Annotated in this window: 12 protein-coding genes; 5 read left to right on the top strand and 7 right to left on the bottom strand. The window is 41.3% G+C overall.

Annotation, left to right across the window (positions count from 1 at the left end; genetic code table 11):
• Positions 1–121 precede the first annotated feature (121 nt).
• The gene (locus H6G86_RS01300; RefSeq protein WP_242064647.1) at positions 122–937 is read left to right on the top strand and encodes a GNAT family N-acetyltransferase; all 816 of its coding nucleotides are present in this window, start codon (positions 122–124) and stop codon (positions 935–937) included.
• A gap of 175 nt (positions 938–1,112) precedes the next feature.
• On the opposite strand, the gene H6G86_RS01295 is transcribed toward H6G86_RS01300, so the two are convergent.
• The 3 genes from H6G86_RS01295 to H6G86_RS01290 form a co-directional block, all read right to left on the bottom strand.
• On the bottom strand, positions 1,113–1,322 hold the full coding sequence (locus H6G86_RS01295) for a hypervirulence associated TUDOR domain-containing protein (protein ID WP_190932760.1): 210 nt from the start codon (positions 1,320–1,322) through the stop codon (positions 1,113–1,115).
• Between the two features lie 68 nt (positions 1,323–1,390).
• Positions 1,391–1,525: a hypothetical protein gene (locus H6G86_RS39370; protein ID WP_277883517.1), complete on the bottom strand. Its 135-nt coding sequence runs from the start codon at positions 1,523–1,525 to the stop codon at positions 1,391–1,393.
• A gap of 55 nt (positions 1,526–1,580) precedes the next feature.
• Positions 1,581–3,224, bottom strand: a complete 1,644-nt coding sequence (locus tag H6G86_RS01290; protein ID WP_190932759.1) for a lipoxygenase family protein — start codon at positions 3,222–3,224, stop codon at positions 1,581–1,583.
• Between the two features lie 324 nt (positions 3,225–3,548).
• Here H6G86_RS01290 and H6G86_RS01285 point away from each other — a divergent pair, with 324 nt between their 5' ends.
• Positions 3,549–4,226, top strand: a complete 678-nt coding sequence (locus H6G86_RS01285; protein ID WP_190932758.1) for an ATP-dependent Zn protease — start codon at positions 3,549–3,551, stop codon at positions 4,224–4,226.
• A 33-nt stretch (positions 4,227–4,259) separates the two neighbouring features.
• Here the strand turns inward: H6G86_RS01285 and H6G86_RS01280 are convergent, their stop codons facing one another.
• Complete coding sequence (locus H6G86_RS01280; RefSeq protein ID WP_190932757.1) at positions 4,260–5,282, bottom strand: GGDEF domain-containing protein; 1,023 nt, start codon at positions 5,280–5,282, stop codon at positions 4,260–4,262.
• Positions 5,283–6,265: 983 nt separating this feature from the next.
• Between H6G86_RS01280 and H6G86_RS01275 the strand changes: the two genes are divergently transcribed.
• Both H6G86_RS01275 and alaS read left to right on the top strand, forming a co-directional pair.
• The gene (locus tag H6G86_RS01275; protein WP_190932756.1) at positions 6,266–6,436 is read left to right on the top strand and encodes a hypothetical protein; all 171 of its coding nucleotides are present in this window, start codon (positions 6,266–6,268) and stop codon (positions 6,434–6,436) included.
• A 28-nt stretch (positions 6,437–6,464) separates the two neighbouring features.
• Positions 6,465–9,107 carry an alanine--tRNA ligase gene (alaS, locus tag H6G86_RS01270; RefSeq protein ID WP_190932755.1) on the top strand — a complete coding sequence of 881 codons (2,643 nt, stop codon included), beginning with the start codon at positions 6,465–6,467 and terminating at the stop codon, positions 9,105–9,107.
• Between the two features lie 81 nt (positions 9,108–9,188).
• Here the strand turns inward: alaS and H6G86_RS01265 are convergent, their stop codons facing one another.
• The 3 genes from H6G86_RS01265 to H6G86_RS01255 form a co-directional block, all read right to left on the bottom strand.
• Positions 9,189–9,857, bottom strand: a complete 669-nt coding sequence (locus H6G86_RS01265) for an AIM24 family protein (RefSeq protein ID WP_190932754.1) — start codon at positions 9,855–9,857, stop codon at positions 9,189–9,191.
• A 652-nt stretch (positions 9,858–10,509) separates the two neighbouring features.
• Complete coding sequence (locus H6G86_RS01260; protein WP_190932753.1) at positions 10,510–12,048, bottom strand: sensor histidine kinase; 1,539 nt, start codon at positions 12,046–12,048, stop codon at positions 10,510–10,512.
• A 192-nt stretch (positions 12,049–12,240) separates the two neighbouring features.
• Positions 12,241–13,953 carry a sensor histidine kinase gene (locus tag H6G86_RS01255; protein ID WP_190932752.1) on the bottom strand — a complete coding sequence of 571 codons (1,713 nt, stop codon included), beginning with the start codon at positions 13,951–13,953 and terminating at the stop codon, positions 12,241–12,243.
• A 246-nt stretch (positions 13,954–14,199) separates the two neighbouring features.
• Between H6G86_RS01255 and H6G86_RS01250 the strand changes: the two genes are divergently transcribed.
• Entirely contained in the window at positions 14,200–15,021 is an 822-nt protein-coding gene (locus H6G86_RS01250; protein WP_190932751.1) for an SDR family oxidoreductase, read from the top strand.
• Positions 15,022–15,113: the final 92 nt, after the last annotated feature.

The following is a 15,113-nucleotide window of genomic DNA, read 5'->3' as shown; positions in this document are numbered from 1 at the left end:
TACAAGAGATGAGTATAAAAATATTAAGAGTTATCGCTGGGTCTGCAAAAGCGAAGTTAAATAGTTAACAACCTCATAGTCATAAGATATTATGATCCCTGACAACTTCATCGTCCGCACAATGAAAAGGTCGGAAATTGATTTGGCAATTACTTGGGCAGCAAGCGAAGGTTGGAATCCAGGAAGGTATGATGCTGAATCTTTTTATCAAACTGACAAGAACGGTTTTTTATTGGGCGAGTTGAATGGTGAGCCAGTGGGGTGTATTTCTGCTGTCGCTTACGATCAACACTTTGGCTTTCTAGGTTTTTACATTGTGAAACCCCAGTTTCGTGGGCAGGGGTTGGGTATGAAAATTTGGAAGACAGCAATCGACTATCTTGGTACCGATCGTAACATCGGCTTGGATGGTGTAGTAGCTCAACAAGATAACTACAAAAAGTCTGGTTTCCAAATCGCTTATAAGAATATTCGTTATCAAGGGGTGGGTGGCGGTGTTATGCCTGCTGGTATCATCGACCTGAAAACAGTGCCTTTTGAAGAGTTGGTGGCTTATGATTGCCAACTTTTTCCTTCTAAGCGTCCAGTGTTTCTGCGACATTGGATTGAACAGCCAGAAAGTACTGCTTTCGGGTTTCTCAAAAATGGATATCTTGTTGGTTACGGAGTTATCCGGCCTGCCCATACAGGTTTTCGGATTGGGCCACTGTTTGCTAATGATGAACAGATTGCTGAAGCATTATTTCAAGCCTTGCTTGCAGAAAATCCTCATGCTCCAGTGTTTTTTGATGTACCCGATGCAAATGTACAAGCAATTAACCTAGTTCAACGTTACCAATTGGAGCCAGTCTTTCAAACTGCTCGGATGTACACTAAAGAAATTCCTAATTTACCTATTGATCGCGTCTTTGCTGTGACAAGTTTGGAACTAGGTTAGAAACGCACTATTGTTTAATTGCCTTTCTTACAGGCTTCAATTCTGCGATCGCAGCTATCAGTTTGCCAGGATCGGCTGGTTTACCGATATGGAGTTGAAATCCGGCTTATCAAAACCTGTTTTTGTGTCGCTTCTTCGGCGTAAACATTTAGAGCGATCGCAGGAATTTGCCCACCTATACTTTCTTCAGAGCATCAGGCTTGTGAGCAGCTTGTTTTCCTGTCTTCTCACTTTCAACTAAGTATTCAGGGTTATCTTCACTTGCAGCAATATGGTGTTCTTTAATTTCTGTAGGTGAAGTGAGCTTCTTTACAACTTTGCCAGTTGTCTTACCTTGTGAAGTGTTCCATTCAACCCGATCGCCTTTTTTTAATTGTTCAGCCACATTCATCCCCTATTTGATGTTTTATACCTACTAAAGTCACATTATGTCTGCGACTTGAAAATTAGCCATCATTCTGGTGATAGAGAAAACATCCGTGTCTCTACACCAAGATTCATATATCTAATCAGTAACGCCATCTTTTTGGATTGAATTGCTGGTTTTTCAAAAGAACACTGCGATCGCATATTACTAAACAAAAACATCTCCAAAAAGTGTGACAGCTTTTGGAGATGTCTAATCAACTGCAATGATATTAAGTTACACGCTGATGCTATTAGTCACAAGCCTTGGTTTCAGATAGTTGTAATTTATTAAACGACTCTTGTTATTCAACTCAATTTCCCGCTCTGCTTCATTCAACTCCTGCTGGAATTTAGCTAAAACATCCTGAGCCTCTGGGTCTAAAAATTTATCATCATAGTACCCTAATCTGTCATAACGGTAAGCCGACAGGATAAATAAAATCGATAATTGGTCAGCCGTTTGCTTCGACGGTGGCAGAAATGATAATAGACTTTTACGGTCAGGAATAGTGCCTTCTGCTGTCATTTGTTTATAAGCAGCAAGAGGCATATTTGGCATGAAAGTCATATATTCATATTGTGAGTAGTTAACAGCAGCGTGTTGCGGCCCACAGGTGAAGATAACCGCAGTAGCAATATCAACTAATTGGTCTAATGTGTCGATGCGATCGCTAATACCCTTAACTCGCCCGCCTGATTGGGAAACTAATTCCTGCGCCCAACTTTGTAATTCCAAGTCTGCTGCTAAGTCTTGAGGAGTTTTGTAGTATATCTGCAAGTATTCAGACACAAACTTTTTAATGGCATTCCACAATAATAAGCCATCGTCTCGATAGGGATAGTGAGGTAAGTTATTTGGATCATCCATACCCCGATTTTTTAGTTCAGTAGGTAAGGAAAACTGATCTAAGCTCCATTCTGTATATGCGTTAACGACAATTTGTAATGACTCTTGCAGAGTTCCGGCTAGCAATTCGTCAACAGGGCCACCTCTATTAACTAGGCGCTTACGAGCCAAGTCATTATTAGCCAACATGAAACGGAAGTGAGGTTTTAGTAATAAGTTGAGGGGATGGTTCTCGGCTAGTTGACGGGCTGTGACAATAGCAAAGGGTTCCATAACAAAGTGAGTTCGACACAGATGGCTACTCATTTCATGATGGTTAGCATCAGCAATTTGAACACAAAGCTTGGCATGAAACCAGGTTAAAGGGTCATCAAAAGGTGTAATTAGCTGGCTCTGTTTACCATTTGCGGGGTTGATTTGGATAGCAATCGGTACTAGTTGACCGCGATCGCTAAAACCAGAACTGCGCCAACAAAAGAAAGCTATAGGGGTTGGTAAATATTTCTTACCTCTTTCATAAGTACCTCCTTTAACAAACGCAAGCGCTCTGTAATCAGCTACATATAAATTTCCATTCGCAAGTTTTTCTACTAAGTCGATAGAGTCACCAAACTTTTCTTGCAGTTCTAAAATGGTAAAGGCGAAGCCATCTGGCATCTGCTCAATTCGACGTAAAACAAAAGGATTTGCCCCACAAAGCCGTTGTTCACAAAAAGAGTCATCAGTTTGGTATGTTTTGATAACATTAGGTTTAGGCAAAACTGGAAAATAGTCTTCATAGTCTTGCAATTCATCTAAAGGGTCCCATAAAGAACGGGTTTTAACGGCTAACATATTTATAGGTAGTTCTGCTGTCTCTAATGTCCGTTCAGCAATATACTTAGTTGAAAAACTTTCTATTGAAGGTACATTTTTTAGCATTGCCATAGGTGCTAAAAAGTCGTAATCAAATTCATACTCCCCTTGATTTCTCTCTAGCAATATTTTGCGTTTTGTAGGGTCAGGATCATTCTGAGGAAGGTATGGTTTCATAACTTTTTATGCCAATTTAAGGTAAGAACAATAACAGGTAATTTTACCTCTAAAATCTGCATTTTAAATTTTCACATAAAATATTTAACAGCATTTATTTTGGTCTATCTGCAAACGGCATCTATAGGTTTTAAACCGTTTACTATGAATCAGGCTGACTTATTGCTGTTATGCAGAATATCCATATTTGTAAGATTTCTTCACTGATAGTCAAATTCTCATGGGGAAATTACGTCGTCAAGGGATTTGTAGAGACACTTGATACAGAAGGTGTGCGATCGCATCATAATAAAGAAATATTAAGCTGCACTCAGAAAACTCTCAATGAGCCAGACTACCTTAAATTTAGTTGCAATATCTATCTTTCTCATGACCCTATCGGTACTGCTGGGGCCATTCTTGAATTTGTCGCCAGCAGTACCGGCACTTGCAACCTTCGCTATCTTAGGCATAGCTACGTTAGATAGTTTTAGCTTGCAAGGCAAGGGTGGTACTATTTTTTTGGATTGGATTGCTGGTTTTTCAAGTGAACACCGCGATCGCATCGTCCACCACGAAGCAGGGCATTTTTTGGTTGCTTACTTGCTGGGGATTCCTGTTACCGGCTACACACTCAGCGCTTGGGAAGCCTGGAAACAGGGGCAACCTGGGCAAGGTGGTGTTAGCTTTGATGATGGCGAATTAGCTTCTCAATTAGAAGTGGGTAAAATTAGTGCCCAAATGCTAGACCGCTACTGTACTGTTTGGATGGCTGGTATCGCTGCTGAAACCCTAGTTTTTAATAATGCTGAGGGTGGATCTGATGATAAAAGCAAACTGATTGGAGTCTTGACAGTTTTGGGCTTTTCTGAATCAGTTTATCAACAGAAACTGCGGTTTCATGCTCTCCAAGCAAAAACCCTACTACAAGAAAATTGGTCTAGTTACGAAGCTTTAGTTAATGCTATGCGACAACGCGCTTCAGTAGAAGATTGTCATGCTGAGTTAAGAATGCGGGAGTAGGGGAAGAATTAATGACAAATGACAAATGACAAATTATGAAGAAACAACTTTCAAATGTGAAACATGAGAGAGGTAGTTTGAGTGAATAACCCGATTACGCCCAGCATTTTTAGCCTGTAAGAGACATTGATCGGCACGATTCAGCAGACTCTCTCCTTGTTCATCATCATCAGCTTGCAGACTGGCTGTGCCCAGACTAATGGTGATATTAATAGTCAGCTTATTACTGAGTGCAAATGGTTCATCGCTAACTACGCGATTAAGACGACGGGCTACTAATAGTGCTTCCTCATCGGTAGTGTTAGCTAGAAGAATCACAAATTCTTCGCCACCATAGCGGAATCCTGTGTCTTGACAGCGCAGATTGTGTCGCAAACGCTGACATAAGATTTGCAAAATGCGATCGCCTACTAAATGCCCGTGAGTATCGTTAACTTTCTTGAAATGATCTACATCCAGAATAATCAAACTCAGGGAAGTTTTTTGAGTTCTAGCTTTTTGGATTTGTCTGGGTAAGTCCCATTCTAAAGCACGACGATTATTTAATTCTGTCAACGAATCGGCTAAGGCGATCGCTGATAACATATCATTTGTCCGAATCAAATCTCGATATTTTTGTGCTTTTCGCAAACCAACAGTCAATTGAGCAAGTATTAATCCATGATTGGCAGTCAACTCTGCTAAATTATGGTCTGTTTTTTCATCAATAAGATGCCAAATATAAGCATCGGCTCCTTGCTTTAGGGCCGCAGCACTCATCTCTAATTCTCTGTGCCAACCCTTATTTCTATCAGTAAACTGCTGGAAACGATCCTCAAATAAAATACAATATATCCAGGATAGTTTGGTCTGCTCTTTCAACCAATTGCACAGTTCCATACTGCCATCCAAGCTAGCCTGCACAAGCATTATATCGGGAGGCGCTATTTTAATCCGCGACACTGCTTGATTCAGATTGTCTATAACTTCTACATTAAAAGCAGTCGCATAACGGATCTGATCTGGAAGTGTGGCGATAAAATTATTTTTTCCAAAGACCAGAATAGAAATATTCATTGTTTTATTATTTATCCTATTTAAATTTTAAAGAGATTAAGTTGAGTAATTTACTACTATCCTTGCCTAATATTAAATATTATCTTTTAGGCTGAGTTAGATTTCTGGTTATATACTTTTTTTTACGCCGAATCTACAATATTTTCCCAATTCTTATCTCCTTTCAAGGGTTTATATTCACTACTAGCGTTTCTGAAATATTCACTTATGACAACTAATGTCTTATTTACGCTATGTTTTTCAAACAGTAAAAATACTGAATAATATTGAGACATATAAAAACTATTCATGTGCTTTCTTAAGTGTTTTTTGACTAATTAAATTGCGAAAATAAATAGTTTGGAATAACCTCCACATTAGATAAATGAATTTCTTTTCACAGAAAAAAATAAAGAAATTATAAAATTTTCAATTCAACGATCAAAATGTAAATTTGATCGTTGAATTAAAAATTTTATTTTTCATGGGATACTTCAGCCTTTTGGTTTATAACCTAGGCTTTAATCAAGTATTAAAGTAGGAGTGGAATTGCAAAAGCAATGCGAACTACATAGACAGCAAAGCTCCCTCCTGCTATGGACAGGAGCTTTCTGGCACTAACAAACTCTATAATTACAGAGCGAATTTGTCGGGTGAAAAATCCCCAAATTAAATGAGACGTGAAACTTGGGTTCACAATGTGTTAGCAGGATAAACAAAATATCTCTGCCTACGTACTTTATTTGTGTTTCTTGACTTAACTCACATCTTTTGTTTAATTGATTGCAACATCATAAATTTCGAAAAAAGAAGCTAAATAAAAAGTTTGATGTCAAAACCTGCCCCTAATGTGGGTAAATCAGTGAAATTCCGCTCTTAGAAAAGTAAGCAATATTTGATACTTTCAGTTTTAGTGCCATTTGCTACCCTAGTATGGGAATTTTAAACTATTTCTTAAGGATTAATCTTAAAGACCAAAATTCTGATGTCTAGGACGGGCGCAGATGCAGCACATCCTACCAGAGTCAGATAATGTGGCTTTAAAAGCATCCTCATCACTGTGTATAGCTCACAGACTTGTACAATTTGCTGGCGGTAATATGAAACAAAATGCAAGAATATATAAAGCTATTTATGAAAATACACTTACCCAGTGCCGCTACGCCCAAGTCTAGAGTCTAAAGTCTCAAGTTAAAAACACCTATGTCTTCAAATCCCCAGTACCTAAGCGGTAACGAAATTCGCAACACATTCCTCAACTTCTTTGCCCAACGGAGTCACCAAATCCTCCCAAGTGCGTCTCTCGTGCCAGAAGATCCAACCGTACTGCTGACGATCGCGGGGATGCTACCATTTAAGCCGATATTCTTGGGGCAGAGGACACCAGAATTTAAGCGGGCTACAACTTCACAAAAGTGTATCCGTACCAACGACATCGAAAATGTCGGACGCACTAAACGGCATCACACCTTTTTTGAGATGCTGGGTAATTTCAGCTTTGGTGATTATTTTAAAGAACAAGCGATCGCTTGGGGCTGGGAAATCTCTACGCAAGTCTTTGGCTTTTCTCCCCAAAATTTGGTTGTCAGCGTTTTTGAAGATGATGATGAAGCCTTTGCTATCTGGCGCGATCAAATCGGTGTACCGATAGCGAGAATTAAACGCTTAGGTGAGGATGATAACTTTTGGGTATCTGGCCCGACTGGCCCTTGTGGCCCTTGTTCAGAAATTTATTATGACTTCCACCCAGAACGCGGTGACGAAAATATCGATTTAGAAGACGATTCCCGGTTCATCGAGTTTTACAACCTCGTCTTCATGCAATATAACCGGGATGCTTCCGGGAATTTAACGCCGCTACAAAACAAGAACATCGACACCGGTATGGGTTTGGATAGAATGGCGCAAATTCTCCAAAAAGTGCCCAATAACTACGAAACTGACCTGATTTTTCCAATTATCCAAACAGCAGGGCAAATTGCTGGTGTTGATTACCACAGCAGTGATGAAAAAACTAAAACTTCCCTAAAAGTCATTGGCGATCATATTCGCGCTGTTATCCACATGATTGCTGATGAAATTCGCGCTTCCAATGTGGGAAGGGGTTATGTGCTGCGGCGATTGATTCGGCGGGTGGTGCGTCATGGCCGATTAATTGGGATTTCTGGTGAATTTACTACCCAAGTGGCTGAAACTGCGATCGCTCTTTCCGAATCAGCTTACCCCAATGTGCGCCAACGGGAAGCAGCAATAAAAGCTGAGTTGCAACGAGAAGAATCCAATTTCCTCAGAACTCTCGATAGAGGCGAAAAACTCTTAGAGGAAATTATCCAAGAGGTAAAACAGCAAGGAAACACTCAAATTAGTGGTGAAAGTGCATTTACCCTTTATGACACCTACGGATTTCCCCTCGAACTTACTCAAGAAGTTGCCGAAGAAAATAATCTCACAGTTGATGCTGAGGGATTTGAGGCACAAATGGAAATTCAAAAAGGACGTGGTAGAGATGCACATGAAACCATCGATTTAACTGTCCAAGGTTCCCTCGACAAGCTAGCAGAACACATCCAAGTCACCGAGTTTTTAGGCTACACCCAATCGGCGACGACGGCAATAATCGAAGCGATTTTGCTAGAAGGTGTTTCTCAACAAGAAGCAGAAGCGGGAACACAGGTACAAATAGTCCTTGATAAAACGCCATTTTATGCTGAATCTGGCGGACAAATTGGCGATCGCGGTTATATCTCTGGTGATGGTATTGTTGTTCGCGTGGAAGACGTTAAAAAAGAATCTGATTTCTTTGTTCACTTCGGACGCATCGAACGCGGTACACTGCGCGTAGGCGATCCTGTCACCGCCCAAATTGATCCAGCTTGTCGCCGTCGCGCCCAAGCTAACCATACCGCAACGCACTTGTTGCAAGCGGCGTTGAAGAAAATTGTTGATGATGGCATATCTCAAGCAGGTTCTCTAGTTTCCTTTGATAGATTACGCTTTGACTTCAACTGTCCCCGCGCTTTGACAGTAGAGGAAGTGCAACAAATTGAAGAACAGGTGAACAGTTGGATTGCAGAAGCCCACGCCGCAAAGGTGGAAGTATTACCTTTAGCCGAGGCGAAAGCTAAGGGTGCTGTTGCGATGTTCGGCGAAAAATACGGTGATGAAGTGCGAGTGATTGACTTCCCTAGCGTATCAATGGAACTCTGCGGTGGCACTCATGTCAGCAATACTGCTGAAATTGGCGTGTTTAAGATTATCTCGGAAGCTGGCGTGGCTTCTGGGGTGCGGCGCATTGAAGCTGTTTCGGGGCCAGCAATCCTAGATTATCTGAATCTGCGGGATAAAGTAGTTAAAGATTTGAGCGATCGCTTTAAAGTGAAACCCGAAGAATTACCAGACAGAATTACAAGTCTGCAAAGCGAACTCAGAAATAGTCAGAAGGAATTGGAAACCTTGAAGGTACAATTAGCGATCGCTAAATCTGACAGCTTGCTGCAAACAGTAGAAACTGTAGGCGATCATAAAATTATCGTCGCCCAATTAGAAGATATCGATCCAGAATCATTGAAAACCGCAGCCGAACGCCTGTTACAAAAAATCGGTAACGGTGCAGTGGTGCTAGGTTCTGTTCCCGAAGCCGATAAAGTCAGCATAGTTGCAGCTTTTAGTCCAGAAGTCAACAAAAAAGGTTTACAAGCTGGTAAATTTGTCGGTGCGATCGCTAAAATCTGCGGTGGCGGCGGCGGCGGAAGACCGAACTTAGCCCAAGCTGGCGGACGCGATGCGAGTAAATTACCAGATGCGTTGGGACAAGCAGAAAGTGATTTAAAGTCCGCATTGGCTTAACCCACATCTAAACAATCCCCAGTTCGTTGCTATTAGCTTTGGAATTCTATTCTGAGGCTAATAGCTAAAATCCTTTGATTCTTAGCTAGAAGTTTTTGGTAGCGCGGCGGTAATTTGTCGAATCATCATGACTTTCCAGTAAGGTATAGGAGCAAGCAATACAGTCCCAGTTCCCTCAAAAGTATTGACGAGAAATTCACCAGAAGTCATCGAACCTAAAAGAGATTTGGTAGCTTTTTCAACGCGATAATTTAAGGTATTTGTGCGAGCGATCGCAAAATTTCCATCGACAACTAATCGGTCATTTTGTAAATTTATTACTTCTACAGGGCCTTGTGCTACCATTACCACTTTGCCCCTACCTTTGACTTTTGTTTGAAACAAACCCTCGCCACCAACTAAGCCTGATAAAAATTTATTTCGTTCAATTCCTACTTCTATACTGCCATCGCTAGCCCAATAAGCGCCAGTATCTAAAATCCATTCACTACCATCTAATTCTAGAATGTGATATCCCGCTAAAGACGGCTCTAAATATAATTCACCCGTACCTGTATATGTAGGACGGAAAATGTTTTCTCCCGTGGCTAAGGATTTTAAAAACCCACCTGCTGAAGGGGCTTTAGATTGCATCTGAACGTTGCCACGAATATAGTACATAGCACCAGATTCAGTTCGTACTGTTTCGTTTTGCAAAGTGACCTTGACTAAACGTAAGCTTTCTTTTTCGATTATTTCAAAATGTGCCATAATTCTCCTGTTGGTTTTTGCACAAATGTGTACTTGGCTGTTAGAGAATGTTTGAAAAGTCCTCTTGTCAGTATTAAAAGTTCTAGATCCTCCTAAGTCCCCCTTTTTAAGGGGGACTTTGACTCCTATTCCCCCCTTTTTAAGACTAGGGGGGATACAAGTGCTGTAGTACAACTTTAAAAGACTTGTGTGTACACCGTAGCTTTTTAAGCAGGGTGTATCTCAAAGTGCCTAAAGTCACAGCAAAATACTTTTCAAACAACCTCTTAGACAGAATTTATATCCATTTTTGGCATCTATTTTTACAAATGGCAAGTCATACCATTTCTTTGTGAGGCTGCGCTAAATTTTCTTTCTTTGTGTACTTTGCGCCCTTTGCGGTTCGTTTTTTTCTTATACTTCACTCCTAATATGGTTTAGCGTATCTTCATACAGAATTGGTATCAGATAAATTTAATTATTGTTTAATTTAATGTGAGATAAATTAGTCTAACAGAAAGACCTCTCCCTGGTTTTTACCAAGTAAAATCTGTCCCTCTCCAACTCGGATAGGGACAGACTTGAACGAAAGTTCAAGGCAGGGAGAAATTTCTTTAACTGACGTTAATTTAGAGCGAATATTTATAATTTAAAAAATATAGTTGATGAATATTCACTCCCAAGTTTTAGCTCCAGATTTATGCTTATTGCTAACTTCTAAGGGAAGGAAAATCGTCAAAACTTCCCCATAATGTGGACGCTGACGCACAATCAATTTCCCACCGATCGCCTGAAATAAATGCTTGGTTGCGGCGATATTCAAACTAATCGTACCCGTTTCTGGTTGGAACATCAGCAATTGACCAAGAGCTTTGCGAATTGGTGGCGTTGCAGGTGTTGCGGCTTTACTGGAATCTTTGCACCCAAATTGGGGCGATAATTGTAACTTCAGTTGATCTCCAGCCGGAATAACTTGCACTTGAATATGGCTACCAGAAGGTAAGCTGCGAGTGAAATTCTCTATCAAACCGGTGAGTACCTGATCGAGCATCATGGGATTACTTACCACAGTTGGTAGTTGCTGGGGTAAAACAACATTTAAAGTTAAGTTCCGGCGATGCGCTGCTTGTTCCCATCGAGGAATACTCTGCTGCAACACTTGATCTAAAGACATGGGTGTGAGTTGAGTTTTTGCCGATTTTGTAGAAGCAGTAGTTTCTAATTCAGCTGCCTTAAACAGCAACTCCATGCGATCAATTTGCTCAGTACACTCATGATCGATAATTTTTAAGCGATTGATCACACTAGCATCTAAATCTCGCCGCTTCAGCAGTAGACGAGTCATGGTGCGAATAGTTGTTAAAGGTGTGCGGACTTCGTGAGCGAAGGCTTGGAGCAGTTCGACATCAGGATTTGGGGATTGGGGATTGGGGATTAGGGATTGGGAATTGGCAATTGGGAATTGGCAATTGGTATTTTTCCCCCTGCTCCCTGCTCCACTTCGGCTACGCTCAGTAACCACCGGCTCCCCTGCTTCTTCCCCAGTCTCTTCTGCTTCCGTTAATTCCTGAAGCAACAACTGACTAAACTGAATCATGATGCGGCAATCTGGTGCTACTGGAGAATATTGTTGTACTAATACATCCAGGCGGGCAAAAAATTCTGGATTAGCCAGCATTACTCTCGCACCTAGCGATCGCCAAGCTTGTTCTACTACTTCTGGCTCAAAAGAAAATGAAAAGGTTTTTTTACCGTTTTTGTGGGTTGCTAAAACCAGTACTAATCTAAATTTATCTGTAAAAACTAAGCAAAACTGCTCTGTCCCCAGAGGATCGGCAGGTAATAAAGGAAGTACCGATTCATGAGGAGCGATTTCTTCATTTATAGTTGCGTTGGCGTTGCCCAACCCAGGCATCGCATCTGGCATCTGAAATGGCATCAGTGCCAAGGGATTAAATGGTTTTGCTGTGAAAGTTACTGTTTGTAAGTTTTGAGTCAGTTTTGGCTGACTAAATAAGGGTGCAGGCGCAGCTAAAACTAATCCTTGGGTTGTGTCAACTGAATTAGCTGCTAAAGTATTTAATAGCAAATGTTCAGTTGCTGCGAGGCTGACACGCCACTGCCGCTCTGCTTTACCAGGTGAACATTCAGCCACACTTGATTGATTTTGGGCCAAGATTTCGCTCAGACTTGGCAATATCCATTCGTACACAGGCTTTCACCCCTTAATTCAAGAGCGACTAACAGCGTCTAAGGTAGACATTTCACTACTACCTACGAGGTTATAACCATTTGTGTACTGTTGAAAGTGGTAGAACCGAACAATTCGGGCGCAATTTCCCCTACATGGCGATGTCTACGACGGGCTATGCCTACGCAGTTATGGGCTGAGAAACACTCATACTTAACCTATTATGCGATCGCTGATTGATGATTGTGCTAATTTCCCTGCTCTAATCGGGATTGCAATCACAAACTCTGCACCCTGTCCTGGTGATGAAATACATTCCAAAGATCCACCATGCTTTTCAGTAATTATCTGGTAGCTGATCGATAATCCCATACCAGTCCCCTTACCAACTGCTTTTGTGGTGAAAAAAGGGTCAAATAAACGCGACTGAATTTCTTTTGGGATTCCCCATCCATTATCAGTAATCCGAATCACAGCATTTTCATTTACCTGTTCCGAAGCAATACGAATCAAGGGATTTGGACAAAGTTCTTTTTGGGAAGCCTCTTCTAAAGCATCGATTGCATTTGCCAAGAGGTTCATAAATACTTGATTCATTTGCCCTGCAAAACACTGAATTTTAGGCATTTCCCCATACTCTTTGACCACCTCAATTTGAGGGCGATTATTTTGTGCCTTGAGCCGATGTTGCAAAATTAACAGGGTACTGTCGATTCCTTCATGCAAATCAGCCGTTTTAAACTCAGCTTCATCCAAGCGAGAGAAAATTCGTAGACTAAGAACAATTTCCCGGATGCGTTTAGCCCCCATTTTCATTGAGGTTAACATCTTAGGCAAGTCTTCTATTAGGTACTCAATTTCGTTCAGTTGGTTAGCATTTTGAATTTCTGGCTCTGGATAGGGGTAGTGTTTTTGATAAAGCCTAATTAACAGCAACATCTGTTGAGTGTAGTCATCAGTGTATTCGAGGTTGCCGTAGATAAAGTTAACTGGATTGTTGATTTCATGGGCAACTCCCGCTACTAGTTGACCCAGACTTGACATTTTTTCAGATTGAATTAATTGGATTTGGGTTTTTTGCAGGTCTTTCAGAGCTTGCTGAAGTTCCGCTTCTGCTTCTTGGCGTTCGGTAATTTCGTCTCGTAATTGTTCATTGGCGTTGACCAATTCATTTCTAGAATATTGCAGATCGTCCGCCATTTTGTTGAATGAGGTGGCTAACTCGCCAATCTCATCCTGAGAGCGAATACTAACTCTGGTATCCAGCTTACCTTCAGCCAGATTCATCACAGCTTGCTGGAGTTGTTTAATTGGTTTTGAAATGCTTCTAGAGATCAAATAGCCTACTAATAGTGCCAGGATGCCACATACCAAACTGATGACCGACGTGGCAACAATATTTTTTTTGGCTGTTACTAGTGCTGCTTTATAAAGCGGTGTATATTCGAGAATGACTGCACCAATGGTTTCACCCTTGCCAGTCTTAAAAGGAACAGCAATCAATCGAATCCCATTTGGGTACTCAGGACTGAACTCAATATATGTTCTTGGTATACCATCTTGAATAGTTTTACCAACTTCATTATTGCGATCGTGATCTAATCGCGTACCAATGTCTTCTGGAACTACATCTGCCAGAATGATTTTATTGCGGTCTACAATTTCTAGATCGCGCTGGCGTTGCTTGTGTAGCGAGATAACATGCTCTTGCAATTCGGCTAACATCTGATCTCGCGATCCAATTTCGTGGTATTCATAAACTTCATGACTGACGAAATATCCCACTAGTCCAGCAACTTCCTCAGCCTCTTGTTGAGCAATATACTTAGCTATTTTCAATTGCTGATGAGCATTAATAGCACCAGTAATTACTGAGAGAGTAGCTATTCCTAGAATTCCCGAAATTAATTTCTGACTAATTTTCATCCCTTGCTCGGAACCTCAAGTACTGACTACTGCGCTAATTCACTTTTGGGGAGTTTGCCCTGATTTTAAAATTCCCATTTGTCAGCCTGAAACCTACAGAATCAACAGCTATTAGCCAAATTTTTAATCTGAGCCTATTTTGGCGCTACCTTCTGTGCGAGATGCTACGCGTAGCTTTCTTTCCCGCAGGGTACGCTAACCCATTTATTTGAGTAGATTAAAAAGAGACTATCTCAAAGGCAATTTATGACTTCTTTTGAAACTTCCGCTCAAGATTTGGTACTAGTTGCTGGTGCTACTGGTGGAGTCGGGCAACTAGTGGTAGGCAAACTCCTAGAAAAGGGTTTGAAAGTTCGCGTTCTGACACGCAATGCCCCAAAAGCCGAAGAAATGTTTAACCAAAGAGTGCAAATTGCCGTTGGTGACATCCGCCAGCCAGCTACACTCCCAGCTGCAACACAAGATGTCACCCACATCATCAGTTGTACTGGAACCACTGCCTTTCCTTCTGCGCGATGGGAATTTGACCAACCCCCGAACTTGCTTGAATGGGGAATAACTTTCCTTAACCCCAAATCTAGCGAAGCAAAAGCAAAGAATAGTCCAGCCAAGGTTGACGCCCAAGGTGTCAGCAACCTAGTTACAGCAGCACCCCAGAATTTGCAGCGATTCGTTTTCGTCTCTTCTTGTGGAATTCTCCGTAAAGATCAGTTTCCTTTTAGTATTCTTAATGCTTTTGGCGTGTTGGATGCCAAACAAAAAGGTGAGGAGTCCATTATTAATTCAGGATTGCCCTACACGATTATCCGCCCAGGACGCTTGATTGACGGGCCCTATACTTCATACGACCTCAACACACTGCTAAAGGCCAAAACAGATGGTAAATATGGTGTGGTTATAGGTACTGGGGATACACTTTCGGGTGATACCAGTCGGATTGATGTAGCAAACGCTTGCGTAGAATGCCTTTTTCAGCCAAGTAGTTCCAAGAAAATTTTTGAAATAGTCAACCAGGGACAAAGACCACCTGTAATTGATTGGGAAACTCTTTTCTCTAGACTTGAGTAAGTGCTGAGTAATATTTAATTCAATGCCCAATGCCCAATGCCCAATGCCCAATTCTCAGTGCTTCTGTAGTTTATTACCTCTAAAGACGGCAA

Source organism: Nostoc sp. FACHB-133 (genome assembly GCF_014698055.1).
GTDB lineage: Bacteria > Cyanobacteriota > Cyanobacteriia > Cyanobacteriales > Nostocaceae > Nostoc.
This window is presented reverse-complemented; position numbering and strand designations above follow the sequence as displayed.

Bases quoted from the DNA above. Each gene is read 5' to 3' on its own strand.
- H6G86_RS01300 (WP_242064647.1), top strand. From the start codon at position 122: ATGAAAAGGTCGGAAATTGATTTGGCAATTACTTGGGCAGCAAGCGAA.
- H6G86_RS39370 (WP_277883517.1), bottom strand. From the start codon at position 1,525: ATGTTTTTGTTTAGTAATATGCGATCGCAGTGTTCTTTTGAAAAACCA.
- H6G86_RS01290 (WP_190932759.1), bottom strand. From the start codon at position 3,224: ATGAAACCATACCTTCCTCAGAATGATCCTGACCCTACAAAACGCAAA.
- H6G86_RS01285 (WP_190932758.1), top strand. From the start codon at position 3,549: ATGAGCCAGACTACCTTAAATTTAGTTGCAATATCTATCTTTCTCATG.
- H6G86_RS01280 (WP_190932757.1), bottom strand. From the start codon at position 5,282: ATGAATATTTCTATTCTGGTCTTTGGAAAAAATAATTTTATCGCCACA.
- H6G86_RS01275 (WP_190932756.1), top strand. From the start codon at position 6,266: ATGCAGCACATCCTACCAGAGTCAGATAATGTGGCTTTAAAAGCATCC.
- alaS (WP_190932755.1), top strand. From the start codon at position 6,465: ATGTCTTCAAATCCCCAGTACCTAAGCGGTAACGAAATTCGCAACACA.
- H6G86_RS01265 (WP_190932754.1), bottom strand. From the start codon at position 9,857: ATGGCACATTTTGAAATAATCGAAAAAGAAAGCTTACGTTTAGTCAAG.
- H6G86_RS01255 (WP_190932752.1), bottom strand. From the start codon at position 13,953: ATGAAAATTAGTCAGAAATTAATTTCGGGAATTCTAGGAATAGCTACT.
- H6G86_RS01250 (WP_190932751.1), top strand. From the start codon at position 14,200: ATGACTTCTTTTGAAACTTCCGCTCAAGATTTGGTACTAGTTGCTGGT.